General features: G+C 69.5%; 24 protein-coding genes. 11 read left to right on the top strand and 13 right to left on the bottom strand.

The genetic code is table 11. The features are described from left to right. The first annotated feature begins 210 nt into the window (after positions 1-210). The 3 genes from nhaD to EOW65_RS04350 all read left to right on the top strand — a co-directional run bounded on the left by nhaD (position 211) and on the right by EOW65_RS04350 (position 4,430). Entirely contained in the window at positions 211-1,539 is a 1,329-nt protein-coding gene (gene nhaD / locus EOW65_RS04360) for a sodium:proton antiporter NhaD (RefSeq protein WP_128147776.1), read from the top strand. A 139-nt stretch (positions 1,540-1,678) separates the two neighbouring features. Continuing rightward, positions 1,679-3,049, top strand: coding sequence for an aspartate aminotransferase family protein (locus tag EOW65_RS04355; protein ID WP_128147775.1), 1,371 nt, complete (start codon positions 1,679-1,681; stop codon positions 3,047-3,049). A 1-nt stretch (position 3,050) separates the two neighbouring features. Continuing rightward, positions 3,051-4,430, top strand: a complete 1,380-nt coding sequence (locus tag EOW65_RS04350) for a glutamine synthetase family protein (protein WP_128147774.1) — start codon at positions 3,051-3,053, stop codon at positions 4,428-4,430. Between the two features lie 76 nt (positions 4,431-4,506). Here the strand turns inward: EOW65_RS04350 and dapA are convergent, their stop codons facing one another. After that, positions 4,507-5,379 carry a 4-hydroxy-tetrahydrodipicolinate synthase gene (gene dapA, locus EOW65_RS04345; protein WP_128147773.1) on the bottom strand — a complete coding sequence of 291 codons (873 nt, stop codon included), beginning with the start codon at positions 5,377-5,379 and terminating at the stop codon, positions 4,507-4,509. Between the two features lie 134 nt (positions 5,380-5,513). On the opposite strand from dapA, the gene EOW65_RS04340 reads away from it, so the two are divergent. Further along, complete coding sequence (locus EOW65_RS04340; protein ID WP_128147772.1) at positions 5,514-7,463, top strand: lytic transglycosylase domain-containing protein; 1,950 nt, start codon at positions 5,514-5,516, stop codon at positions 7,461-7,463. Here the strand turns inward: EOW65_RS04340 and EOW65_RS04335 are convergent. Together EOW65_RS04335 and mnmD are read right to left on the bottom strand one after the other, a co-directional pair. Continuing rightward, positions 7,460-8,332 carry a DMT family transporter gene (locus tag EOW65_RS04335; protein ID WP_128147771.1) on the bottom strand — a complete coding sequence of 291 codons (873 nt, stop codon included), beginning with the start codon at positions 8,330-8,332 and terminating at the stop codon, positions 7,460-7,462. The genes EOW65_RS04340 and EOW65_RS04335 overlap by 4 nt on opposite strands. Beyond that, positions 8,329-8,994: a tRNA (5-methylaminomethyl-2-thiouridine)(34)-methyltransferase MnmD gene (gene mnmD, locus EOW65_RS04330; RefSeq protein WP_128147770.1), complete on the bottom strand. Its 666-nt coding sequence runs from the start codon at positions 8,992-8,994 to the stop codon at positions 8,329-8,331. Before mnmD ends, EOW65_RS04335 begins: the two co-directional genes overlap by 4 nt. A 53-nt stretch (positions 8,995-9,047) precedes the next feature. On the opposite strand from mnmD, the gene EOW65_RS04325 reads away from it, so the two are divergent. Then, complete coding sequence (locus tag EOW65_RS04325) at positions 9,048-10,094, top strand: NAD(P)/FAD-dependent oxidoreductase (protein ID WP_128147769.1); 1,047 nt, start codon at positions 9,048-9,050, stop codon at positions 10,092-10,094. Positions 10,095-10,121: 27 nt separating this feature from the next. On the opposite strand, the gene EOW65_RS04320 is transcribed toward EOW65_RS04325, so the two are convergent. The 10 genes from EOW65_RS04320 to EOW65_RS04275 form a co-directional block, all read right to left on the bottom strand. Beyond that, positions 10,122-10,559 (bottom strand): molybdenum cofactor biosynthesis protein MoaE, encoded by a 438-nt coding sequence (locus tag EOW65_RS04320; RefSeq protein WP_128147768.1) that lies wholly within the window; start codon positions 10,557-10,559, stop codon positions 10,122-10,124. Between the two features lies 1 nt (position 10,560). Then, positions 10,561-10,806, bottom strand: coding sequence for a molybdopterin converting factor subunit 1 (moaD, locus tag EOW65_RS04315; protein ID WP_164879993.1), 246 nt, complete (start codon positions 10,804-10,806; stop codon positions 10,561-10,563). Further along, positions 10,802-11,431: a CDP-diacylglycerol--glycerol-3-phosphate 3-phosphatidyltransferase gene (pgsA, locus tag EOW65_RS04310; RefSeq protein ID WP_128147766.1), complete on the bottom strand. Its 630-nt coding sequence runs from the start codon at positions 11,429-11,431 to the stop codon at positions 10,802-10,804. Before pgsA ends, moaD begins: the two co-directional genes overlap by 5 nt. A 44-nt stretch (positions 11,432-11,475) precedes the next feature. Then, positions 11,476-12,540: a lysine-2,3-aminomutase-like protein gene (locus EOW65_RS04305; protein ID WP_128147765.1), complete on the bottom strand. Its 1,065-nt coding sequence runs from the start codon at positions 12,538-12,540 to the stop codon at positions 11,476-11,478. A 64-nt stretch (positions 12,541-12,604) separates the two neighbouring features. Then, on the bottom strand, positions 12,605-14,500 hold the full coding sequence (gene uvrC, locus EOW65_RS04300; protein ID WP_128147764.1) for an excinuclease ABC subunit UvrC: 1,896 nt from the start codon (positions 14,498-14,500) through the stop codon (positions 12,605-12,607). After that, a complete protein-coding gene (locus tag EOW65_RS04295) occupies positions 14,497-14,787 on the bottom strand; it encodes a hypothetical protein (RefSeq protein WP_128147763.1) in 291 nt (96 codons plus the stop codon). The genes uvrC and EOW65_RS04295 overlap by 4 nt, the downstream gene beginning before the upstream one ends. A gap of 22 nt (positions 14,788-14,809) precedes the next feature. Then, a complete protein-coding gene (locus EOW65_RS04290) occupies positions 14,810-15,586 on the bottom strand; it encodes an SDR family oxidoreductase (RefSeq protein ID WP_128147762.1) in 777 nt (258 codons plus the stop codon). 10 nt (positions 15,587-15,596) lie between these two features. Further along, on the bottom strand, positions 15,597-16,550 hold the full coding sequence (locus EOW65_RS04285; protein WP_128147761.1) for a calcium/sodium antiporter: 954 nt from the start codon (positions 16,548-16,550) through the stop codon (positions 15,597-15,599). Beyond that, positions 16,551-16,730 carry a hypothetical protein gene (locus EOW65_RS04280; protein ID WP_128147760.1) on the bottom strand — a complete coding sequence of 60 codons (180 nt, stop codon included), beginning with the start codon at positions 16,728-16,730 and terminating at the stop codon, positions 16,551-16,553. A gap of 1 nt (position 16,731) precedes the next feature. Beyond that, positions 16,732-17,550 carry a S49 family peptidase gene (locus EOW65_RS04275; protein WP_128147759.1) on the bottom strand — a complete coding sequence of 273 codons (819 nt, stop codon included), beginning with the start codon at positions 17,548-17,550 and terminating at the stop codon, positions 16,732-16,734. Between the two features lie 144 nt (positions 17,551-17,694). Between EOW65_RS04275 and EOW65_RS04270 the strand changes: the two genes are divergently transcribed. The 6 genes from EOW65_RS04270 to EOW65_RS04245 all read left to right on the top strand — a co-directional run bounded on the left by EOW65_RS04270 (position 17,695) and on the right by EOW65_RS04245 (position 24,522). Further along, positions 17,695-18,567: a LysR family transcriptional regulator gene (locus EOW65_RS04270; RefSeq protein WP_128147758.1), complete on the top strand. Its 873-nt coding sequence runs from the start codon at positions 17,695-17,697 to the stop codon at positions 18,565-18,567. A 100-nt stretch (positions 18,568-18,667) separates the two neighbouring features. After that, positions 18,668-19,120 (top strand): formate dehydrogenase subunit gamma, encoded by a 453-nt coding sequence (locus EOW65_RS04265; protein ID WP_128147757.1) that lies wholly within the window; start codon positions 18,668-18,670, stop codon positions 19,118-19,120. After that, positions 19,117-20,643: an NADH-ubiquinone oxidoreductase-F iron-sulfur binding region domain-containing protein gene (locus EOW65_RS04260; protein ID WP_128147756.1), complete on the top strand. Its 1,527-nt coding sequence runs from the start codon at positions 19,117-19,119 to the stop codon at positions 20,641-20,643. The genes EOW65_RS04265 and EOW65_RS04260 overlap by 4 nt, the downstream gene beginning before the upstream one ends. After that, entirely contained in the window at positions 20,640-23,516 is a 2,877-nt protein-coding gene (fdhF, locus tag EOW65_RS04255) for a formate dehydrogenase subunit alpha (RefSeq protein ID WP_128147755.1), read from the top strand. Before EOW65_RS04260 ends, fdhF begins: the two co-directional genes overlap by 4 nt. Continuing rightward, positions 23,513-24,298 (top strand): formate dehydrogenase accessory sulfurtransferase FdhD, encoded by a 786-nt coding sequence (gene fdhD, locus EOW65_RS04250; RefSeq protein ID WP_128147754.1) that lies wholly within the window; start codon positions 23,513-23,515, stop codon positions 24,296-24,298. Before fdhF ends, fdhD begins: the two co-directional genes overlap by 4 nt. After that, on the top strand, positions 24,295-24,522 hold the full coding sequence (locus EOW65_RS04245; RefSeq protein ID WP_128147753.1) for a formate dehydrogenase subunit delta: 228 nt from the start codon (positions 24,295-24,297) through the stop codon (positions 24,520-24,522). The genes fdhD and EOW65_RS04245 overlap by 4 nt, the downstream gene beginning before the upstream one ends. Positions 24,523-24,528: the final 6 nt, after the last annotated feature.

The following is a 24,528-nucleotide window of genomic DNA, read 5'->3' as shown; positions in this document are numbered from 1 at the left end:
GCAGGTTGTTGCGCATTCTGCATGTGCGAGAGGATTTCGCCGGGCCCTGCCGGCCCGGCACCGCCGCCCGCCCGAGGGGTGAGTCGCCCGGTCCCGGCCGGCCGCTCCTGCGGGCCTCCCCCGGTCTTTGCGCCTGGGCGCGATTGCACTTGTTTCCTGCGCCTGCCCGGGGGTAAATCCAGCGGAAACAGGGACTGGAGAACTCTCGGAATGGAAAGCCTGGACCTTACGGGCAGCGTGATCGGCATTGCCTCGATCCTGATCTTCATCGGCGCCTATGCGCTGGTGATCACGGAAGAAGCGACCCACATGCGCAAGTCGAAGCCGGTGATGCTGGCGGCCGGCCTGATCTGGATGCTGATCGGCATCGCCTACATGCGGGCGGGGCTGACCGGCGTCGCGCATGAGAAGGCAATCGGGATCGTCGAGGAATATGGTGAGCTCTTCCTCTTCCTCCTTGTCGCCATCACCTATGTGAACACGATGGAGGAACGGCGCGTCTTCGATGTGCTGCGGGCCAAGCTCGTCAGTCTCGGGCTGACCTATCGCAAGCTGTTCTGGATCACCGGCGTCATCGCCTTCTTCCTGTCGGGCGTGCTCGACAACCTGACCACGGCGCTGGTCATGGGCGCGGTGGTGATGGCGGTGGGCAAGGGCCATCCGAAATTCGTCTCCACCTCCTTCGTCTCGCTCGTCGTCGCGGCGAATGCGGGCGGCGCCTTCACCCCCTTCGGCGACATCACCACGCTGATGGTCTGGCAAAAGGGCGTGATCGAGTTCTTCGAGTTCTTCGACCTGCTGATCCCGTCGCTGCTGAACTGGCTGGTGCCGGCGCTGATCATGTCCTTCGTGATCCCGAACGAGATGCCGGCCGACGTGCATGGCACCGCGCATCCGAAGCCGGGCGCGGGCATGGTGGTGTTCCTGTTCTTCGCGACCATCGTCACCGCGATCTGCTTCAAGAACTTCCTCGCCCTGCCGCCGGCGCTGGGCATGATGCTCGGCCTCGGCTACATGCAGATCTACAGCTATTTCCTGACCCGCAAGATCACCAAGCGCCGCCCGCACGAAGAGCTGGTGCTCGACGCCTTCAAGCAGTTCGAGCAGCTCGAATGGGACACGCTGCTGTTCTTCTTCGGCATCATCTTCGCCGTCGGCGGTCTGGGCGTTCTGGGCTATCTCGATATGCTGTCGGGGCTGCTCTATCAGGGGCTCGGGCCGACCGCGGCAAACACCATCCTCGGTGCGATGAGCTCGATCATCGACAACATCCCGCTGATGTTCGCGGTGCTGACGATGGACCCGGACATGACGCATGGCCAGTGGCTGCTGATCACCCTGACCTGCGGCGTCGGCGGCTCGCTTTTGTCGATCGGCTCGGCGGCGGGCGTGGCGCTGATGGGGCAGGCGCGTGGCATCTATACCTTCACCACCCACCTCAAATGGACCTGGGCGATCGCGCTTGGCTATGCGGTGGCGATCGGCGCGCATCTGCTGTTGAACGCCGATCTCTTCTCGGTCGCCGCCCGCGCGCACTGAGGACAGGATTGTCGAAAAGGCCCGGGCCGCGCGCCCGGGCCTTTTCCTTTTGGCAGACGGCGTGCCGGAACGGCACGTCGCGGGGCGTTGACGGCGAACCGTCCGGCGTGCTGATCTGCGCCGATCTCGGGAGGGGCAGATGACGGATGAACGCATCGGCGGGGCGAGCGCCGCACGGATTGCCGATTTCGCGGCGACCGAGGCTGCGGTCTATGCTGCGGCTCGCCCGCGCAGCCGCGCCGCGCTTGCGGCGGGCGCCGGGGCCTTTCTCGACGGCGTGCCGATGCACTGGATGCGCGACTGGCCGCAATCGTTCCCGATGCTGGTCGCCCGCGCCGAGGGGGCGGTGATCGAGGATCTCGACGGCCATGTGATCGACGATTTCTGTCTGGGCGACACCGGCTCGATGTTCGGCCATTCGCCCGCCCCCGTCGCCCGCGCGATCCGCGCGCAGGCAGACCGCGGCCTCACCACCATGCTGCCGAGCGAGGCGGCACTTGAGGCCGGGCGGCGTCTGTGCGAGGTCTTCGGTCCGATGCGCTGGCAGATCGCGACGACCGCGACCGATGCGAACCGCTTCGCGCTGCGCCTTGCCCGCGCCGTCACCGGGCGGCCGAAGGTGCTGGTGTTCAACGGCTGCTACCACGGTACGGTCGATGACACGATGGTGCGGCTCGAGGGCGGCCGGACCGCGGCGCGTCCGGGCCTTGTCGGTCAGGTCGAGGATCTGACGCAGGTCGCCGTCGCGGCCGAGTTCAACGACCTCGCCTCGGTCGAGGCGGCGCTGGCCGCGGGCGATGTCGCCGCGATCCTGACCGAGCCGGTGCTGACCAATTCCTGCATGGTGCTGCCGGCGCCTGGGTTCCACGCCGGGCTGCGCGATCTGACCACCCGCCACGGCGCGCTCCTCATCATCGACGAGACGCACACGATCTCGTCGGGGCGGGGCGGGTACAGCCGCGTGCACGGGCTGATGCCCGACATCTTCGTCACCGGCAAATGCGTGGCGGGGGGGATGCCCACCGCGATCTGGGGCGTGACCGAGACCGTTGCGCGCCGCTTTGCCGCCTATGACGCCACCCGCCCCGCCGGCCATTCCGGCATGGGCACCACGCTGTCGGCGAATCCGATGCAGGTCGCCTGCCTCGTCGCCACCCTCTCCGAGGTGATGACCGCCGAGAATTATGCCCGGATGGAGGCGGGCGCCGCGCGACTGAGCGCGGGACTGACGAAGGCGATCGTCCGCGTCGGCGCCCCCTGGCATGTGGTGCGCGTCGGCGCGCGGGTCGAGTTCATCTGCGCCCCCGGGCCACTGCTGAACGGCACGCAAGCCGAGGCCGCCCATGCCCCCGCGCTCGAGGCGGCGATCCACCAGGGGCTTTTGAACCGCGGCTGCCTGATCGCGCCGTTCCACAACATGATGCTGATTTCGCCCGTCACCACCGAGGCCCAGATCGACCGCCTGGTCGAGGCCTTCGGCGCGGTGCTGGGCCTTCTTTTCGAGACCTGACATGACCCTTTCCCCGTCCGGCTCCTCCATCGAGGAAGCCGAGGAATTCCTCGCCGCCCATCCCGAGATCGAGGCGATCGACATCGTCCTGTCCGACGCCAACGGCATCGGCCGCGGCAAGATCATCCGCCGCCATGAGCTGATCGGCCTCTACCGCAACGGCCGTCACCTGCCGATCTCGATCCTCGGGCTCGACATCGTCGGCGAGGATGTGCACGAGACCGGCCTGATCTGGGATCAGGGCGATGGCGATCTGCGCGCCTGGCCGATCCCGGGCACGCTGAAGCCGCTCCATGGCACCACGCCGCCGCGGGCCGAGTTGCTGATGAGCATGTATTCGCTCGAGGGCGTGCCGATGAGCTCGGATCCGCGCCATGCCCTGAAGCGTCAGGTCGAGGCGATGGCGGGCGAAGGGCTGTTCCCCGCCGGCGCCTTCGAACTCGAGTTCTTCCTGCTCGACCCGGACATGAGCGCGGGCGTGCGGCCGGCGGCCGCGGTGCTCGACGGGCGCCGCTCGGACTGGACCGAGGTCTATTCCGTCGACCACCTGCACGGGATGCAGCCGCTGTTTTCCGACATCTACCGCGCCGCCGAGGCGATGGGGATCCGCGCCGAGACGGTGATCTCGGAATATGCGCCGGGGCAATACGAGCTGACGCTCGATTACCGCACCGACGTGATGCAGGCGGCCGATGACCTCGTGCGGCTGAAGCGCATCGTGCGGATGCAGGCGCGCCGGCACGGCGTCACCGCCTGCTTCATGGCGAAGCCGGTCGAGAAATACGCGGGCTCGGGCATGCATTTCCACGTCTCGCTGCAGGACGGCACGGGGCGCAACATCTTCGCCGAGGCGGTCGAGGGGGTGTGGACCGAGACGATCAGGCACGCGCTCGGCGGGCTACGCCAGACGATGGGCGAGTCAATGCTGGTCTTCGCGCCGCATGCGAATTCCTGGCGCCGCTTCGTCGGGCAAAGCTATGCCCCGGTCTCACCGTCGTGGGGCGTCAACAACCGCTCGGTCGCGCTGCGCATCCCCGCGGGCGAGGTCAAGGCGCGGCGGATCGAGCATCGCCCCTCGGGCGTCGACGCCAGCCCCTATCTCGTCGGTGCGACGATCCTTGCGGGCATCCGCCGCGGCCTCGCGCAGCGCATCGACCCGGGCCCCGAGACCACCGGCAACGGCTATGAGGGCACCGACGACCTGCCGATGCCGCGCGACTGGCGCGAGGCGATCGATCGGGCGACGGCGTCGGAGTTCCTGAAGGAGGCACTTGGTGCGGACATGCACCGCACCTTCACCGCGATCAAGGCGGCCGAGCACGCCCGCGTCGCGCGCTGGATCGCCGACGTCGATTACGCGCTCTACCTGCACAACGTCTGAGGCGGCCGGGGGAGTCTTCGTGAAACGAAGACGGGGGGCAGCGCCCCCCGACCCGGTGTCCGATTGTGACGTCGCCTCAGATCAGGCCGGCATGCGCCATCGCCGCGTCGATCGCGGCCTTGGTGGCGTCGGTGAGCTCGGTCAGCGGCAGCCGCACCTCGGCCGCGCACAGGCCCAGCTTCGACATCGCGTATTTCGCGCCCGCAACGCCCGGCTCGAGGAAGATTGCGATGTGCAGCGGGATCAGCTTGTCCTGATATTCCATTGCCTTCTCGTAATCGCCCGCCAGCGTCGCCGCCTGGAACTCGGCGCAGAGCTTCGGCGCCACGTTCGCGGTGACCGAGATGCAGCCGACGCCGCCCATGGCGTTGAAGCCGAGCGCCGTCGCATCCTCGCCCGAGAGCTGGATGAAATCGGGCCCGCAGGTCAGGCGCTGCTTCGCCACGCGGCTGAGGTCGCCGGTCGCGTCCTTGACACCGACGATGCGGGGCAGTTTCGCCAGCTCGCCCATCGTCTCGGGCGACATGTCGACGACCGAGCGGCCGGGGATGTTGTAGATGATGATCGGCAGCGACGAGGCGTCGTGCATCGCGGTGAAATGCGCCACCATGCCGCGCTGCGTCGGCTTGTTGTAATAGGGCGTCACCACAAGTGCGGCATCGGCGCCGGCGGCCTCGGCGTGCTGGATCAGTTCGATCCCTTCGGAGGTCGAGTTCGAGCCCGCGCCGGCGATCACCGGCACCCGGCCGGCGGCGGCCTGCACGACCACCTCGATCACGCGGTTGTGCTCCTCGTGGCTCAGCGTCGGGCTCTCGCCGGTGGTGCCGACCGGGACGATGCCGCTCGAGCCCTGCTCGATGTGCCACTCGACGAGTTTCTTGAGCGTGTCCCAATCGACTGCGCCGTTCGTGAACGGCGTGACGAGTGCGGGGAAGGACCCTTTGAACATGACACGCTCCTGCGGTGTGGGCGGATTCGCCCGGTTGAAATCGGCCGGACCATAGGCGAGCCTTCGCCTCTTGCCAACTTGTGAATTGCATCCGGGCGGGCTTCGGGTCACCACTTGAAAAAACGAGCAGAGCGATGATCCGAACCCTTCCGCAGGCGGTCCTTCTGGCCGTCGCCCTTGCCCTTTCCCCGCCGCCCGTCCGGGCGGCCGATGCCACCGCGCTCGCCGCGGCGCTGGCGGCGGCGCAGGCCGGCGACTGGGATGGTGCGGCGGCCGCCGCCCGCCCGGCGGGGCAGATCGCCGCCGATCTGATCGAATGGCAGCGGTTGCGCGCGGGGCGGGGCAGCTTCGACGATTACGCGGGTTTCATCGCGCGCCGGGCCGACTGGCCGGGGATGCCGCTTCTGCGCCGGAAGGGCGAGGACACACTGAGTGAAGCGAGCCCCGCCGCGGTCGTCGCCTGGTTCGCCCATTCCGCGCCGCAGACCGGGCAGGGCGCGCTTGCCCTGATTGCGGCGTTGCAGGCGCTTGGCCGCGACGAGGCCGCCCGGCAGGTGGCCGAGACCGCCTGGCGCGGCCTGACCCTGACCGAGGCCGAGGAGGCCGCCTTCCTCGCGCGCTATGGCGATCTGGTGGCGCCGGCGCATGGCGGGCGGATGCAGGCGATGCTCGACCGCGGTGAGACCGCGCAGGCGGCGCGCCTGCTGCCGCTTGTCACCTCTGGTACCCGGGCGGTCGCCGCGGCGCGGATCGCGCTCCAGCGCCGCGCGCAGGGGGTGGATGCGCTGATCGCGGCCGTGCCCGACTACATGATGCACTCGGCCGGTCTGGCGCGCGACCGCGCCGTCTGGCGCTGGCGCAAGAGCCTCGAGGAGGGGGCAGCCGAGATCGTTCTGTCACGCTCGGACAGCGCCGAGACCCTGGGCGATCCGGGGGCCTGGTCGACGCTGCGCGGCCAGCTGGCGCGTTTCTTCCTGCGCAAGGGCGATGTGGCGCTCGCCTACAAGCTGGCGGCGGGCCATCACCTGGCTGCGGGGGGCGGCGACTGGGCCGATCTCGAATGGCTGGCGGGCTTTGCCGCGCTGAAGCTCGGCGATGCGCCGCAGGCGCTTGCGCATTTCGAGGCGCTTGGCGCCGAGGTGGCAAGCCCGATCAGCACCTCGCGTGCCGATTACTGGCGCGGCCGCGCGCTCGAGCGGATGGGCAAGACCGCCGAGGCGCAGGCCGCCTATCGCGACGGGGCACGGTTCCAGACGGCCTATTATGGCCTCCTGTGCGCCGAGCGCGCGGGCGAGCCGCTCGATCCCGCCTTCTCGGCCCCCGCGCCCTTGCCCGACTGGCGCGGACAGGGGTTCACGACCAGCTCGGTCTTCGCCGCGGCGCAGGAGCTGCAGGCGGCGGGCGACGGGGATCTGGCGGCGCGCTTCATCCTGCATCTCGAGGAAGGCCTGCCCGATGCGGCGTTGCCGGCACTGGCCCGGCTGGCCGACGAATGGCGCGATCCGCATCTGGCGCTGCTTCTGGCCAAGCGCGCGGCAAGTGGCGGCACGGTGCTGGTGCAGGCCTATTATCCGATTCCCGAGCTGACCACGCATGACCTCGGTGTGCCCGAGGAGCTGGCCCTCTCGATCGCGCGGCGGGAAAGCGAATTCGACCACGCCGTCATCAGCCATGTCGGCGCACGCGGGCTGATGCAGCTGATGCCGGGCACGGCGAAGCTGATGGCGCCCACGATCGGCGAGACCTACAGCGCACCGCGGCTGACCACGGACGCGACCTACAACCTGCGCCTTGGCGGGGCCTATCTGGCGAAGCTGCGCGCCGAGTTCGGCGCCTCGCCGGTGCTGGTGGCGGCGGGCTACAACGCCGGCCCGGGCCGGCCGCGGCGCTGGATCGAGGAGATGGGCGATCCGCGGGTGCCGACGGTCGACGTGGTCGACTGGGTCGAGATGATCCCCTTCACCGAGACCCGCACCTATGTGATGCGGGTGGCCGAGAGCCTGCCGGTCTATCGCGCCCGGCTGGGCGTGGCGGGCCACGGCCCGATCACCTTCTCGGACGAGCTGCGCGGCATCGCGCCCTAGCGCTGCGCCGCGCGGCGCGCCCGCCACAGGGTGAAGAGCCCCGCGCCGACGGTGACCGCTGCGCCAAGCGCCACGTTCGGGCGCAGCACGTCGCCGAAGATGGTGATGCCGAAGATCGCGCCGAAGACGAGCTGCAGATAGGCGATCGGCTGCAGCGCCGAGGCCTCGGCGATCTCATAGGCGCGGATCATCAGCCAGTGCCCGGCGATCGCGGTCAGGCACAGCAGGCCCATCCAGCCCCAGTCGCCCGCGCTCATCGGCTGCCAGAACCAGATCCCGCCGGCGGTGGCGGTGAGCGCGCCGGTGATGCCGGTCCAGAAGAAGGACACCTCGCCCGAATCATCGCGCGCGACCCAGCGGGTGGCGAGCGCATAGATCGCGAACATGATCGCGCCGGCGAGCGGGATCAGCGCCTCGGGGCGGAACACGCCGCTGCCGGGGGCAAGGATGATCGTCACGCCGACGAAGCCCGTGGCAATCGCCAGCCAGCGCCGCCAGCCCACCTTCTCGCCCAGCACCGGGCCCGAGAGCGCGGCGACGATCAGCGGGTAGGAGATGAAGATCGAGTGGCTCTCGACCAGTCCGAGCTTGACGAAGGCGATGATCGCCACCCAGACCTCGACCACCAGGAGCACGCCGCGCAGGCTCTGCATCAGCGGGTGCTTGGTGCGCAGCGCCCCCCTCAGCCCGCCCGCACTGCGCAGCGCGAGGCCGAGCACGAAAAGTGCGAAGACCCAGTAGCGGATCATCACCACCAGATAGACGTTGTAGGTGCCCGCGAGATGGCGCGAGATGCCGTCCTGTGCGGCGAAGATGAAGGTCACCGCGACCATCATCGCGACGCCGAGGCGGGTGTTCTGTTCGGTCATGGGCGCACTCCACGGCTCATGTGGCGCTTGCCGGCATGACCCGGGGCGCGGCTGACCGCGAAGCCCGCGGCGGCAAGGCCGCGGCGCACGAAGCCCGCGGCGGTATAGGTGGCGAAGCTGCCGCCGGGCGCGGTGTGGCGGCCGACTTCGGCCATCAGATCCTCGCCCCACATCTCGGGGTTCTTCGCCGGCGAGAAGCCGTCGAGGAACCAGGCGTCGGCGGCGCCTGCCCAGGCGGGCAGGGTCTCGCGCACATCGCCGAGGATCACCTCGACCGAGACGCTGCGCAGGGTGAAGCAGGTCTCGCCGCGGCCCCAGGCGGCAAGGAAGGAGCCGGCGGCGGCCTCGGCCTCGGGAAAGGCTGCGAGCGCGCGGGCAATCTCGGGCGCCGACATCGGATAGGCCTCGAAGGAGGTGAAGCGGATCGGCGTGTCGGTCGCCAGCGCCGTCGCGATCAGGTTCAGCCCGGTGCCGAAGCCCAGCTCCGCCACCCGGAAGCCCGGGCGGAACCGCGACGGCAGGTCGTTGCCCGCCAGGAAGACGTGGCGCGTTTCCGCAAGCCCGCCCGCGAGGCTGAAATAGGGGTCGTCGAAGCGCGTCGAGACGGGCGTCGTTCCGTCGCGCCAGTCGAGCGCGGCAGGGCTCTGGTCAGGGGAGGTCATTGCGGGTAGTGCCTGAGGCGAATTCCCGTGGAAACTGGCGAAAGGTCCGGGCAATGGCAAGAGGGGATCGGGTGACAGTGCGCGGCGGCGGCGTGTTCGGCCTTGCCTGCGCCTTCGAGATGGCACGGCGCGGCGCGCAGGTGCGGGTGATCGAGCGGGTGCGGATCGGCGCGGGCTCGTCGGGCGGCACGGTGGGGGCGCTTGCCCCGCATGTGCCCGAGACCTGGAACCCGAAGAAGCAGTTCCAGCTTGAAAGCCTGCTTGGGGCTGAGGCGTTCTGGGCGGCGGTCGAGGCCGCGGGCGGTCAGGGCGCGGGCTATGCCCGACTCGGCCGGATCCAGCCGCTGGTTGACGCTGCTGCGGTCGAGCGGGCGCGGGCCCGCGCCGCCGGCGCGGCCGAACACTGGCGCACCGCGGCGCTGTGGCGGGTGCTGCCGGCCGAGACATTCGCCCCCTTCGTGCCGCTCTCTCCGACCGGGCTCGTGGTCCACGACACGCTTTCGGCCCGCGCCGCGCCGCGCGCGGCCTGCGCGGCGCTGGCCGCGGCGCTGACCGCGCTTGGCGGCGAGATCGTGATCGGCGCGGCCGAGGACGAGGGCGCGGTGCTGCACGCGACCGGCGCGCCGGGGCTTGCGGATCTCGGGATGGCCTTCGGCAAGACGCTTGGCGGCGGGGTGAAGGGGCAATCGGCGCTGTTGCGCCACGATGCAGGCGCGGTGCCGCAGATCTATGCCGACGCCGTGCATATCGTGCCGCATGCGGATGGCACCGTGGCGATCGGCTCGACCTCCGAGCGCGACTTCGACGCGCCCGACAGCACCGACGCACAGCTCGAGGCGCTGATCGAGAAGGCGCGGGCAATCTGCCCGGCGCTTGCGGGGGCCGAGGTCGTCGACCGCTGGGCGGGGGTGCGGCCACGCGCGCGCTCGCGCGCGCCAATGCTGGGCGCCTGGCCCGGACGGCCCGGACAGTTCATCGCGAATGGCGGGTTCAAGATCGGCTTCGGCATGGCGCCAAAGGTGGCACAGGTGATGGCGGATCTGATCCTCGAGGGGCGCGACGCGATCCCGGCGGGGTTCCGGGTCGAGGACAATCTCTAGGGGGCGCTGCCCCCCTTGCGTGCGATGTCACCAGCGCGTCAGGGCGTCTTCATCGCTTGCCTTCGCCGCGACCCAGCAGGTGCCATCCGGGCTGATCTCCTTCTTCCAGAAGGGGGCGCGCGATTTCAGATAGTCCATCAGGAACTCGGCGGCCTCGAAGGCGGCGGCGCGATGACGGGCGGCGGTGGCGACCATCATGATCGGCTCGCCCACCGTCAGCCGGCCGAAGCGGTGGATCACCAGGCAATCGGCCAGCGACCAGCGGGTCATTGCCTCCTCGGCGATCTTCGCGATCGCGCGTTCGGTCATGCCCGGGTAATGCTCGAGCTCGAGCGCCTGCATCCGGCCGCTGTCGTCGCGCACGAGGCCGGTGAAGGTGACGAGCGCGCCGGCATTCGTGCCCGCGCCGAAGCCTGCGATCTCGGCCGCAGCGTCGAAGGGGGCGGATTGCACGGCGATCCGCATCTCAGCCGCCCGTCATCGGCGGGAAGAAGGCCACTTCGCGCACGCCCGCCAGCGGCGCGTCGAACTCGGACAGCTCCTGGTCGAGAGCGACGCGCAGTGCCGAGATGTCGGCGAAGGCCGCGGCATAGCGCTCTTCGCGCGCGCTCAGTTCCGCCACCAGATCCGCCACCGTCGCCGCCCGGGTCTCGACCCGCTCGCGCGGCAGGCCGATGCGCTCGCGCACCCAGGCGAAATAGACGACGTCAATCACGGCCGGGGTCCCGCAGGAAGGGCAGGGCCTTGCGGAAATAGTCCCAGCCGGTGATCGCGGTCAGGATCGCGGCGATCCAGATCAGGCCGAGGCCGACGTGGTTCGCCATGTCGGCGGGGCTGAGCCCGGTCGGCAGGTCGCCCTCGCCCGCGCGCGGCGCGCGGCCCTTTTCGAGGAAGTCGAGCCCGGTGCCGAGGAACAGCGTGGCGATCGCCACCATTTGCGCGGTGGTTTTCCACTTGGCGAGCTTGGTGACCTTGAGCTTGCCCTTCTCGGCGCCGAGGTATTCGCGCAGCCCCGAGACGAAGACCTCGCGGAACAGGATCACCGTCGCCGGCAGGATCAGCCAGGGGTTCATGCCCGAATAGCCGGTGAGCACCATGATCGCGATCACCACCATCGCCTTGTCGGCGATCGGGTCGAGCATGGCGCCGAATTTCGACTCCTGCTTCCACAGTCGGGCAAGGTAGCCGTCGAAGTAATCGGTGATCGCCGCGCCGACGAAGAGCGCAAGCGCCAGCCAGTCGGCCCAGGGGCGGTGGAAATAGAGGAACATCACCGCCACGCCGGGGGCGGCGAGCAGTCGAAGCACCGTGAGCGTATTTGGCAGGGTCCAGGTCATGCGCGCACCCTAGCGGGGGCGCGCCCCGAGGGAAAGAGGGCCGTTCAGCGCGGCGGGTCCACGTAATCGTGAACGCGCCCCTGCCAGTCGGTCACCCGCCAGCTGCCACGGGTGGGGCCGGGGGTGAAATGGTCGGCGGTGACCGGCACCTTGCCGAAGCCGCCGGGGATGTCGAGCACATAGGTCGGCACCGCGGCGCCGCTCAGATGCCCGCGCAGTCCCGCCATCAGCGCCCGGCCCTCGGCGATCGTGGTGCGGAAATGCGAGGTGCCGCGGGCCAGGTCGCAATGATGCAGGTAATAGGGCTTCACCCGGTTGTCCTGCAGCATGCGGAACAGCCCGATCAGCGCTTCGTGGCTGTCGTTCACCCCGCGCAGCAGCACGGACTGCGACAGCATCGGCACGCCGCCATCGACCAGCCGGGCAATCGCCGCGCGCGCCTCGGCGGTGAATTCCTGCGCGTGGTTGGTGTGCAGCACCACCCAGACCGGTGCGCGCAGGCCCGACAGCAGCGCCACCAGATCGGCATCGATGCGCTCGGGCGCGACCACCGGCACCCGGGTGTGGATGCGCAGCGTGGTGACATGGGCGATCGCGTCGAGCCGCTTCAGCACGTCAGCGAGGCGCCGGTGCGAGAGCGTGAGCGGGTCGCCCCCGGTCAGGATCACCTCGCGGATCGCCGGGGTGGCGGCGATATAGGCCAGCGCCTGTGCCAGTGCCTCCTCGGGCAGCGGGCCGGTCTCGCCCACCGTCTCGCGGCGGAAGCAGAAGCGGCAATAGACATCGCAGGTCTTGGTGATGTGCAGGATCACCCGGTCGGGATAGCGGTGCGTCACCCCGGGGGCGGGCGAATGCGCGCCGTCGCCGATCGGGTCGATCAGCTCCTCGGCGCGGATCTCGAGCTCCTTCGGCGAGGGCACGAATTGCATCGCGACCGGGTCGGTGGCCTCGGTGCGGGCGATCGCGGCACGCATCGCCGGGGTCAGGCGGATGCGGAAGTCCTGCGCGACCTCTTTCAGGGCCGGCAGCGCGGCATGGGGGATCAGGCCCTCGGCCAGAAGGTCTTCGGGATGGGTGAGTGCGTGGCGGATCGGGCTTTCGTCTGTCATTTGCGGGCCGCTACGCCTGCCGCCGCGATCCGTCAAGCCGCATTTTTCGGCAGGATGTGAGCGCTCACATCTTGTCGTTGAAGAAGTTCCAGATCGTTTCGGCCATCGCCTGCGAGATTCCGGGCACCTCGACAAGGTCGGTGACGCCCGCCCGGCTGACCGCCTTGGCCGAGCCGAAATGCTGCAGCAGGGCGCGCTTGCGGGTGGCGCCGATGCCCGGAACCTCGTCGAGCGGGTTCGCCATCGCGGCCTTGGCGCGCTTCGCCCGGTGTGCGCCGATCGCCCAGCGGTGGGCCTCGTCGCGCAGCCGTTGGATGTAATAAAGCACCGGATCCTGCCGTGGCAGCGCCATCGGGCGGGCGCCGATGCGGTGGAATTCCTCCTTGCCGAGGTCGCGGTCGATGCCCTTGGCGACGCCGACCATCGGGATGTCGGTGACGCCCATCTCGACCATGATCTCGTGCACCGCCGAGACCTGCCCGGCGCCGCCGTCGATCAGCAGCAGGTCCGGCCAGGCGTCGGTCTTGCGCTCGGGGTCTTCCTTCAGCAGGCGGGCGAAGCGGCGGGTCATCACCTCCTTCATCATGCCGAAGTCGTCGCCGGGGGTCAGCTCGTCGCCCTTGATGTTCCACTTGCGATACTGGCTCTTCATGAAGCCGTCGGGGCCGGCGCAGATCATCCCGCCGACCGCATTCGTGCCCTGAATGTGCGAGTTGTCATAGACCTCGATCCGCTCGGGGGGCTTCGGCAGACCGAAGGCCTCAGCCAGGCCCCTGAGCAGCCGCGCCTGGGCGGCCGATTCCGACATCTTCCGGCCCAGGCTTTCGCGCGCGTTGCGCAGGGCGTTCTCGACCAGTTCCGCCTTCTCGCCGCGCTTCGGCACGGCAATCTCGACGCGGTGGCCGGCCTTGCCGGCGAGCGCCTCTTCCATCAGATCGAGATCCTCGATCGGATGCGACAGCAGGATCAGCCGCGGTGCCTCCTTCGTGTCGTAGAACTGACCGAGGAAGGCCTCGATCACCTCGGCCTCTTCCGCGCCGGAGCCAGTCTTGGGATAGAAGTCGTGGTTGCCCCAGCTTTGATGAGCGCGGATGAAGAAGACCTGCACGCAGGCCTGCCCGCCCTCCATGTGCAGTGCCACCACATCCGCCTCGGCCACGCCGCGCGGGTTGATGCCCTGGCTCTGCTGCACCGTGGTCAGCGCCGCGATCCGGTCGCGCAGCGCCGCCGCGCGCTCGAACTCGAGCGCATCCGAGGCGGCCTGCATTTCCTCGGCCAGCTCCTGCTGGATCGCCGTCGACTTGCCCTCGAGGAAGCGCTCGGCATCGGCGACGGTGCGGCCATACTCGGCCTCGGAGATCTTGCCGACGCAGGGCGCCGAGCAGCGCTTGATCTGGTATTGCAGGCAGGGCCGGGTGCGCGAAGCGAACATCGCGTCCGAGCAGTTGCGCAGCTGGAACACCCGTTCGAGGTGGTTCAGCGTGCGGTTCACCGCCGCGGCCGAGGCGAAGGGGCCGAAATAGGCGCCCTTCACCGTGCGCGCACCACGGTGCTTGCGGATCTCGGGGAAGGGGTGGCTCTTGTCGAGCAGGATATAGGGAAAGCTCTTGTCGTCGCGCAGCAGCACGTTGTAGCGCGGCTTGAGCTGCTTGATCAGGTTCTGTTCAAGCAACAGCGCCTCGGTCTCGGTGCGCGTCGTCAGGAACATCATGTAGCGCGTTTCCGAGATCATCCGCGCGATCCGCGCCGAATGCCCCGAGGGCCGGGCATAGTTCGATACCCTCGCCTTCAGGTTGCGCGCCTTGCCGACGTAAAGCACCTCCTGCCGGTCGTTCAGCATCCGGTAGACGCCGGGCGAGCTGTCCAGCCGCGACACGTAATCGGCGATCAGCGCATGGCCGATCAGCCGCGGCGGCTGCGGCATTTCGGCGGGATCGGAAGCGATCTCTGGGTCGGTCATCTCGGAGCCTTGATTCCGGTTTCTGGCTGCAATGTTAAGGCGACGGGTTCAAGAGAAAAGGCATCCACGGTTTCTGTGGATAACTCTGTTGGGAAGTTTCCGGGAACGTCGATTTTCCCTTGAATCAGGGGTTGTTCTTTGGATCGCCCAATTTTTAGGCGATCAATTAAGTCGTTGAAATCGTGCAAATAATTTTCAAGCATCACACAAGTAGCTGAAAATACTGAGAGATTCGTAACGCTTGCGTGACAGGTGGCGATGGCGTGGACAACTTGCCGCACGGTCATCGTTAAAGGGGCCGAAACGGCCCTATTCCGGGCCGAGCACATCGGGTGTCTGCCAGCCGAGGTGCTGGCCACCGTCGACGCAGAGCAGCTGTCCGGTGACCGCCTTGGCGTCGAGCAGATAGCCAAGCGCGGCGCAGATATCGTCGGGATCGGCGCCGCGCTGCAGAATGGTCGCGGCGCGCTGGCGGGTGAAATGGCTCTCGCTCTGCCGCGCGCCCTGCAGCGTCGGGCCCGGGCCGATGGCATTTACACGGATTGCGGGAGCCAGCGCCTGCGCCGCGGTGCGGGTCAGCGCCCAGAGCCCGGCCTTGGCGAGCGAGTAGGTCATGAACTCGGGCGTGGGTTTCAGCACGCGCTGGTCGATCATGTTGACGACAAGCGCCTGAGCCCGGGGCTCGGGGCCGCTGCGGTCGGCCGCGGGGGCCTGTGCTGCGAAGGCCTGGGTCAGCACGAAGGGCGCGCGCAGGTTCGAGCCGAAGTGCCGGTCCCAGCCCGCCCGCGTGGCGGTGCGGAGAGTGTCGTATTCGAAGATCGAAGCGTTGTTGACCAGCACCGTCAGCGGCCCGCCGAGCGCCTCGGCCGCGCGCGGCACCAGCGCCTCGACCGCCGCCTCGTCGAGGATGTCGGCGGGCAGCACCACGGCCTTGACGCCACGGGCGCGGGCCTCGGCGGCGGTCGCCTCGGCCGCTTCGACCGAGCCGTTGCAATGGATCGCGACGTCATGGCCGCGGTCCGCGAGATAGAGCGCCATCGCGCGACCAAGCCGTTTCGCTGCGCCGGTGATCAGGGCCTTGCCCATGCTGTCCTCCTCAGCCCGCATGGGCGGTCATCAGCACCACCACATAGGTGGCATAGATCAGGGTGAAGCCCACGCCCACCAGCCGGGTGAACGGCCAGCGGTGCAGGATGAAGGGCGCGATCAGCAGCGAGGCCGCCAACATCACCCACAGGTCGAGCCGCAGCATCCCCGGCGGCACGTCGAGCCGGCCGAAGAAGCCCGCGACGCCGATGATCCCGAGCAGGTTGAAGATGTTCGAGCCGATGACATTGCCAAGCGCGACATCGGCGCGCCCTTTCATCGCGGCGGTGACCGAGGTCGCCAGTTCCGGCAGGGACGTGCCGATGGCGACGAGGGTCAGGCCGATCACCGTGTCGGGAATGCCCGCCGCGCGGGCGATCGAGCTGGCACCATCCACCAGGAAATCGGCACCGAAGGGCAGGCCCACAAGACCGATCGCGATGAACAGCGCGACCTTGCCCAGGCTCATGTGCACGTCGACGCCCTCGATCTCTTCCTCGGTGCGGCTGGCGCGATGGGCGAGCGCCTGACGCCCCTGCCGGATCAGGATCACCACCAGCGTGACCAGCAGCAGCGCCGCATGCGGCCAGCCAAGCGGCCCCATGAAGCAGACCAGAATGAACAGCACCGAGGCGCCAAGCATGATGAAATAGCTTTCGCGCGTGTCCTGCTCGTCGGTGCGGATCATCGAGATGATCGCCGGGATGCCCAGCACCAGCAGGATGTTGGCGGTGTTCGAGCCGACCACGTTGCCAAGTGCGATGCCCGGGTTGTGGTCGAGCACGGCGGCGACCGAGACCATCATCTCGGGCGCCGAGGTGCCGAAGGCGACGACCGTCAGCCCGACGATCAGCGCCGGAATGCCAAGCCGCAGCGCCAGGTTCACCGCGCCCTTCACCAGAAGGTCGCCGGCCACCACCAGCAGGCCGAGACCGGCCAGGATCTTCACCAGATCAATGAGCACTTAGGCCCCCTTCTTGTTGTTGCGCCCGCAGGGGCAGGGCCCCGGCCCGATCTTCGGCCGGCCGCAGGCCGGGCAGCGCCCCGCCAGCCGCCGCGCCTTGCCGCCCGGCAGCCGCAGCTTGCCGAAGATGGCGAGCACCGCCATCGCGACGAGGAAAAGCGTCATGCCCTTGATTAGCATGTCACAGCCCGTAACGCGCCCAGAGTGCGCGCTCCTCGGCGGTGTCGAGCAGCGCGCCCGCGACGTCGGCGCCAAACCCCGTGCCCGGCAGCCGCAGCCACGACCGGCGCGGCCCGTTCACCGGCACGATCCGCACGGTGTCGCCGTAAAGCGCCTTCAGCTTCGGAACGGTATGGGCGGTGCCGTCGATGAGCCCGGTGGCCACCGCCTGCGCGCCGGTCCAGACCTCGCCGGTGAACAGGTCTGCGCCGCTCAGCCGGGTGCCGCGCCGCGCGGTGACATGGGCCTTGAAGGCGCGGTGCATGTCCTCAAGGAGCCGGGTCAGGCGGGCGATGTCCTCGGGCTTTTCCGGGCGGAACGGGTCAAGGAAGCTCTTCGAGCCGCCCGCGGTGTGCACCCGCCGCTCGATCCCGTGTTTCGCGATCAGCCCGTCCAGCCCGAAGCCCGACGAGATCACTCCGATCGAGCCGACGACCGAGGTCTCGTCGGCCCAGATGTCATCGGCCGCGCAGGCCAGCCAATAGCCGCCCGAGGCCGCCACGTCCTCGACGAAGGCATGGACCGGCACGCCGGTTTCGCCGGCAAGCCGCCGGATCCGTGCCGCGATCAGCGAGCTTTGCACCGGCGAGCCGCCGGGCGAGTTGATCACCAGCGCCACGGCGGCGGGCTTGCCCTTGCGAAAGGCGCGCTCGATCACCGGCGCAAGCGCCGCGTCCGACAGGCCCGGCGACCCGGGGCGGGTGATGCCGATCGCGCCTTGCAGGCGGATCAGGGCGACACGGGGCGCGCGGCGGCGCAGGAAAAGGCGGGCAAGGTCCATGTGGCTCGATGTAGGGGGGCACAATCGCGTGAACAAGCCGCGGTGGGAGGGTTTCGCCGAATTTCCCCGCTACTGGTCGGGACCGCCCGGGAATGCGGCCGCCGGGCACTGGCGCGGGGCCGCGCGGGCGGCTAGCGTGGCGCGATGATCGACAAGCTCGAAATGTTCATGGTGCTGGCGCGCGAGGGCCATTTCGGTCGCGCGGCGGCCGTCTATGGCGTGACGCAGCCGACGCTCAGCTCGGCGATCCGTTCGCTCGAGGACAGCCTCGGCGTGCAGCTGGTGCTGCGTGGCGCGCGGTTTCAGGGGCTGACGCCCGAGGGGCAGCGGGTGCTCGACCATGCCCGCCGCATCGTCGGCGAGGCGCGCGCGATGCAGGACGAGATGCGCGAGGCACGCTTTGGCGTGGCAGGGCATCTGCGCATCGGCGTCATCCCCACTGCACTGCCGCGGGTGGCGCGGCTGACCGGGCCGTTCCTGGCGCGCAACCGGGCCGCGCGGGTGACGCTCCTGTCGCGCAGCTCGGCCGAGATCCGCGAGGGGATCGCGGCGCAGGCGCTTGATGCCGGGATCACCTATCTCGAGGGCGCCGAGCCCGGGCGGCTCGATGCCGTGGCCCTCTGGGTCGAGCGCTACCGGCTGGTCGAGCGCGGCAGCGAGACCGGCGCGCTGAGCTGGGCCGAGGCGGCGACCCGGCCGCTGTGCCTGCTCACCCCCGACATGCAGAACCGCCGGCTGATCGACGCGCATCTGGCCGCGGCCGGGGTCGAGGTGGCGCCGCGGGTCGAGTCGAACTCGACGCTCGCGCTTCTGTCCCATGTCGCGACCGGAAGCTGGGCCGCGATCCTCGCCGAGGCGCTGAGCGAGGGCTCGGCGCTGCCGGCGGGCTGTGTCGCGCGGCCGTTGACCTCGCCCGAGGCGCGTCATGCCGTGGGCCTTGTCGTCGGCCATCGCGCCACCCGCACGCCCAGCCTGCGCGCGCTGCTGGAAGAGGCCGAGCGGATCGTTGAGCGATAGACGTTCTCTATCAATCAACGGGGGTCTTGACGTTGATTGGTCTATCGCGCTGCGCTATCGGGCGGTAAGCCAACCGGCCCTGACCTGAGGGAGGAGAGCCATGACCGACACGGCGCGACTGAGCGAGATCGTCGCTTCCCATGCCGAGCGCGAGGGCGCGCTGCTGCCGATCCTGCACGACGTGCAGGCGGAATTCGGCTTCATCCCCGAGGCGGCACTTGACCCGATCGCCACGGCGCTGCGGCTCAGCCGGGCCGAGGTGGCGGGGGTGATCGGTTTCTACCACGATTTCCGCCGCCAGCCCGCCGGGCGCCATGTGCTGAAGCTGTGCCGGGCCGAGGCCTGTCAGGCGATGGGCGGCGTCGCGCTCCAGGCGCTGCTTGAACATGCGCTTGGTCAGAAGATCGGCGAGACGAAGGACGGCATCACCTTCGAGGCGGTCTATTGCCTAGGGCTGTGCGCCTGTGCGCCGGCCGCGCAGGTCGACGGGCGGCTGGTGGGGCGGCTCGATGCCGCCGCGGTCGATGCGCTGGCCGAGGAGATGCGGGCATGAGATTCTGGGTTCCGGCAGATGCGGCGGCCAAGGCCTGCGGCGCGGATGCGGTGGCGGCGGCGATCGCGGCCGAGGCGGCGCGGCGCGGCATTCCGGTCGAGATCATCCGCAACGGCACGCGCGGCATGGTCTGGCTCGAGCCGCTGGTCGAGATCGAGGCGCCCGAGGGCCGGCTCGGCTTCGGCCCGATGACGGTGGCCGACGTGCCCTCGCTGTTCGCGGCCCCCGCGAAGCATCCGAAGGCGCTTGGCCCGACCGAGGAGATCCCCTTCTTCAAGCGCCAGACCCGGCTGACCTTCGCCCGCTGCGGCCGCACCGATCCGCTCAGCCTGTCCGACTACGAGGCGGGCGGCGGTCTTGCGGGGCTGCGCGTGGCGCTGGCGAAGAAGCCCGAGGAGATCGTCGACGACGTCGTCACCTCGGGGCTGCGCGGGCGCGGCGGTGCGGGCTTCCCGACCGGGATCAAGTGGCGCACCGTGCAGCTCGCCCGCGCGCCGAAGAAATACATCGTGTGCAACGCCGACGAGGGCGACAGCGGCTCGTTCGCCGACCGCATGCTGATGGAGGGCGACCCGTTCTGCCTGATCGAGGGCATGGCGATCGCCGCCCTCGCCACCGGTGCGACGCAGGGCTTCGTCTACATCCGTTCCGAATATCCCGACGCGATCGCGGTGATGCGCCGCGCGGTCGAGATCGCGACTGCGGCCGGGGTGATCGGGGACGCCATGCTGGGCAGCGGTCACGCCTTTCACATCGAGATCCGCGAGGGCGCCGGCGCCTATGTCTGCGGCGAGGAGACCTCGCTGCTGAACAGCCTCGAGGGCAAGCGCGGCGTGGTGCGGGCAAAGCCGCCGCTGCCGGCGCTTCAGGGCTTCATGGCCGCGCCGACGGTGGTCAACAACGTGCTCTCGCTTGCCGCCGTGCCGTGGATCATGGCCGAGGGGCCCGAGGCCTACAGTGCCATCGGCATCGGTCGCTCGCGCGGCACCATTCCGCTGCAAATTGCGGGAAATGTGAAATTCGGTGGCCTGTTCGAGACCGGTTTCGGCATCACATTGGGGGAAATCGTCAATGACATCGCAGGCGGCACGGCCTCTGGCCGGCCGGTGAAGGCGGTGCAGGTGGGCGGCCCGCTCGGCGCCTATCACCCGGTGTCGGATTTCGAGCTTGCCTTCTGCTACGAATGCTTTGCCGAGCAGAAGGGGCTGGTCGGGCACGCCGGTCTCGTCGTGCATGACGACAGTGCCGACATGATGGCGCTGGCCCGTTTCGCGATGGAATTCTGCGCCGTCGAAAGCTGTGGCAAGTGCACGCCCTGCCGCATCGGCGCGGTGCGGGGCGTCGAGACGCTCGACCGCATCGCGGCGGGCGACGGCGCGGCGCTCGCCCTGCTCGATGACCTGTGCGAGCTGATGAAGACCGGCTCGCTGTGCGCCCTTGGCGGCTTCACCCCCTATCCGGTGCAAAGCGCGTTGCGACATTTCCCCGAGGAATTCACCCCTGTCCGGGAGGCGGCAGAATGAAGGACTTCATCATCCCCGAACCCGGCTGGACCAAGGACATGGGCACGCCCGCGCGCGCGGGCAAGCCGGTGCATCTGGTGATCGACGGTGTGGCCGTCACCGTGCCCGCGGGCACCTCGGTGATGCGCGCGGCGGCCGAGGCCGGGATCACCATCCCGAAGCTTTGCGCCACCGACAGCCTCGAGCCGATCGGCTCGTGCCGGCTGTGCATGGTCGAGATCGACGGCATGCGCGGCACGCCGGCCTCCTGCACCACGCCGGTCAGCGAGGGGATGCAGGTCCATACCCAGACCGCGCAGCTGGCCAAGCTGCGCCGCGGGGTGATGGAGCTTTACATCTCCGACCACCCGCTCGACTGCCTGACCTGCGCCGCGAACGGCGATTGCGAGTTGCAGGACATGGCCGGTGCCGTCGGTCTGCGCGAGGTGCGCTATGCCAGGGGCGAAAACCATTTCGAGGTGCGCGCGAATGGCGAGGCGAACCCGCGTTACATCGCGAAGGACGTCTCGAACCCCTATTTCAGCTATGACCCGGCGAAGTGCATCGTCTGCATGCGCTGCGTGCGGGCCTGCGAGGAGGTGCAGGGCACCTTCGCGCTGACCATCGAGGGGCGCGGCTTCGATGCCCGGATCTCGCCCGCCGCGCCCGATTTCCTGTCCTCCGATTGCGTCAGCTGCGGCGCCTGCGTGCAGGCCTGCCCGACCGCGACCCTGGTCGAGAAAACGGTCGAGGCGATCGGCACGCCGGAACGGTCGGTCATCACCACCTGTGCCTATTGCGGCGTCGGCTGCGCCTTCAAGGCCGAGATGCGCGGCGACGAACTCGTGCGGATGGTGCCCTGGAAGGGCGGCAAGGCGAACCGGGGCCATTCCTGCGTGAAGGGCCGCTTCGCCTGGGGCTATGCCACGCACCGCGACCGGGTCCTGAAACCGATGGTGCGCGAGCGCATCACCGACCCCTGGCGCGAAGTCAGCTGGGACGAGGCGCTGAGCTTCGCCGCGACGCGGCTGCACGCGATCCAGGCAGCGCATGGCAAGGATTCGGTGGGGGTGATCACCTCCTCGCGCTGCACCAACGAGGAAACCTTCCTGGTGCAAAAGCTGGCCCGCGCGGTCTTCGGCACCAACAACACCGACACCTGCGCCCGCGTCTGCCACTCGCCCACCGGCTACGGGTTGAAGCAGACCTTCGGCACTTCGGCCGGCACGCAGGATTTCGACTCGGTCGAGAAGACCGATCTGGCGCTCGTCATCGGCGCGAACCCGACCGACGGCCACCCGGTCTTCGGCTCGCGGCTGCGCAAGCGGCTGCGGGCGGGGGCGAAGCTGATTGTCATCGACCCGCGCCGGATCGACCTGCTCGACACCGCGCATCTCGGCCAGAGCTGGCACCTGCCGCTGCGCCCGGGCACCAATGTCGCGGTGCTGACCGCGATGGCCCATGTGATCGTGACCGAGCATCTGACCGATGACACCTTCATCGCCGAGCGCTGCGATCTCGATGAATGGGCCGATTACGTCGAATTCGTCACCAACCCGGATTATGCCCCCGAGGCGGTCGAGGCGCTGACCGGCGTGCCCGCGGCGACGATCCGCGACGCCGCGCGCGCCTATGCCGCCGCCCCCAATGCGGCGATCTATTACGGCCTCGGCGTGACCGAACATTCGCAGGGCTCGACCACCGTCATCGCCATCGCCAACCTCGCGATGATGACCGGCAACATCGGCCGCGAGGGCGTGGGCGTGAACCCGCTGCGCGGGCAGAACAACGTGCAGGGCAGCTGCGACATGGGCAGCTTCCCGCACGAGCTGCCGGGCTATCGCCATGTCTCGGACGACACCGCGCGGGCGATCTTCGAGAAGGCCTGGGGCGTGGCGCTCGATCCCGAACCCGGGCTGCGGATCCCGAACATGCTCGACGCCGCGGTGGCCGGGCAGTTCAAGGGGCTCTATGTCCAGGGCGAGGATATCCTGCAATCCGATCCCGACACCCGCCACGTCTCGGCAGGGCTCGCGGCGATGGACTGCGTCATCGTGCATGACCTCTTCCTGAACGAGACCGCGAATTACGCCCATGTCTTCCTGCCCGGCTCGACCTTCCTCGAGAAGGACGGCACCTTCACCAATGCCGAGCGCCGGATCAACCCGGTGCGCCGGGTGATGGCGCCGAAGGCGGGCTATGCCGACTGGGAGGTGACGCAGCTTCTGGCGAATGCCATGGGCGCGGGCTGGAGCTATACCCACCCGCGCGAGATCATGGCCGAGATCGCCGCGACCACCCCGGGCTTTGCCGGCGTCACCTACGAGATGCTGGACGAGCGCGGCTCGGTGCAATGGCCGTGCAATGATGCCGCGCCCGAGGGCTCGCCGATCATGCATGTCGAGGGCTTCGTGCGCGGCAAGGGCCGGTTCATCCGCACCGCCTATGTGCCGACCGACGAACGCACCGGCCCGCGCTTCCCGCTGCTGCTGACCACCGGCCGGATCCTCAGCCACTACAACGTCGGCGCCCAGACCCGGCGCACCGAGAACGTGGTCTGGCACCCCGAGGACCGGCTGGAGATCCACCCCCATGACGCCGAGACGCGCGGCATCAAGGACGGCGACTGGGTCCGGCTGGCAAGCCGCGCGGGCGAGACCACGCTGCGCGCGACGTTGACCACGCGGGTCTCGCCCGGTGTCGTCTACACCACCTTCCACCACCCGACGACACAGGCGAACGTCGTCACCACCGACAATTCCGACTGGGCGACGAACTGCCCGGAATACAAGGTGACGGCGGTGCAGGTGGGGCTGTCGAACGGGCCCTCGGACTGGCAGGAGGGCTATGAAGCGCTGAGCGAGGCGGCGCGCCGGATCGAGGCCGCGGAATGAGCCTGCCTGCGGGGGCCACGCGCGTTCCCGTTCCGGCCGGCACCGAGGTGCTGGCCGAGGAGGTGCCGGTGGCGCTCGTCTATGACGGGGCGACGCAGGCGGTGATGATGGCGACGCCTGCCGACCTTGAGGATTTCGTGCTGGGCTTTGCGCTGGCCGAGGGGCTGATCGACAGTCCGTCCGAGCTCATCCGGACCGAGATCGTCGCGCAGCCGCGCGGGATCGAGGCCCGGGCCTGGCTTGCCGCCCCCGCGGGCGCCCGCTTTGCCGCGCGGCGCCGGGCGATGGCGGGGCCGGTGGGCTGCGGGTTGTGCGGGCTCGACAGTCTCGAGCAGGCGCTGCGGCAGCTGCCGGCGCGGCCGATGCGCGCGGCGCCGGGGCCCGCACAGGCCGCCCGGGCGCTCGACGATCTGCGCGCCGCGCAGGCGCTGCAGGATGCGACCCGCGCGGTTCACGCTGCGGGCTTCTGGACCGAGGCCGGGGGGCTGATCTCTCTGCGCGAGGATGTCGGCCGGCACAATGCGCTCGACAAGCTTGCCGGGGCTCTGGCCCGTGCCGGCATCGCGACCGAAGGCGGGGCGGTGGTGATGACCTCGCGGCTCTCGGTCGATCTGGTGCAGAAGGCCGCGACCCTTGGCGCCACGGCGCTGATCTCGCCCTCGGCGCCGACCGCGCTGGCCGTGGCCGAGGCCGGGGCCGCCGGGCTTGCGCTGATCGCGCGCGGGCGCGACGGTTTCACCCGATACACAGGCCCTGCCGGGGCAGAGGAGAGTGCCGCATGAGCGAGGACCGCCTGATCCGCATGGCGAACCAGATCGCCACCTTCTTCGAGGTGCAGCCGGGCGATGGCGCCGCGGCCGTCGCCGCGCATCTGAACGAGAACTGGTCGGTGCCGATGCGCGCGGGCCTGGCCGCACAGATCGCCGCCGGGGCCGGGGGCGTGCATCCGCTCGTCGCCGCGGCCCTGCCGCTGATCCGCACCGCGCGCGTGTCCGTCGCGGGCTGAGGGGGC

The sequence above is a fragment of the Paenirhodobacter ferrireducens genome (genome assembly GCF_004022265.1).
GTDB classification, from domain to species: domain Bacteria; phylum Pseudomonadota; class Alphaproteobacteria; order Rhodobacterales; family Rhodobacteraceae; genus Rhodobacter; species Rhodobacter ferrireducens.
This window is presented reverse-complemented; position numbering and strand designations above follow the sequence as displayed.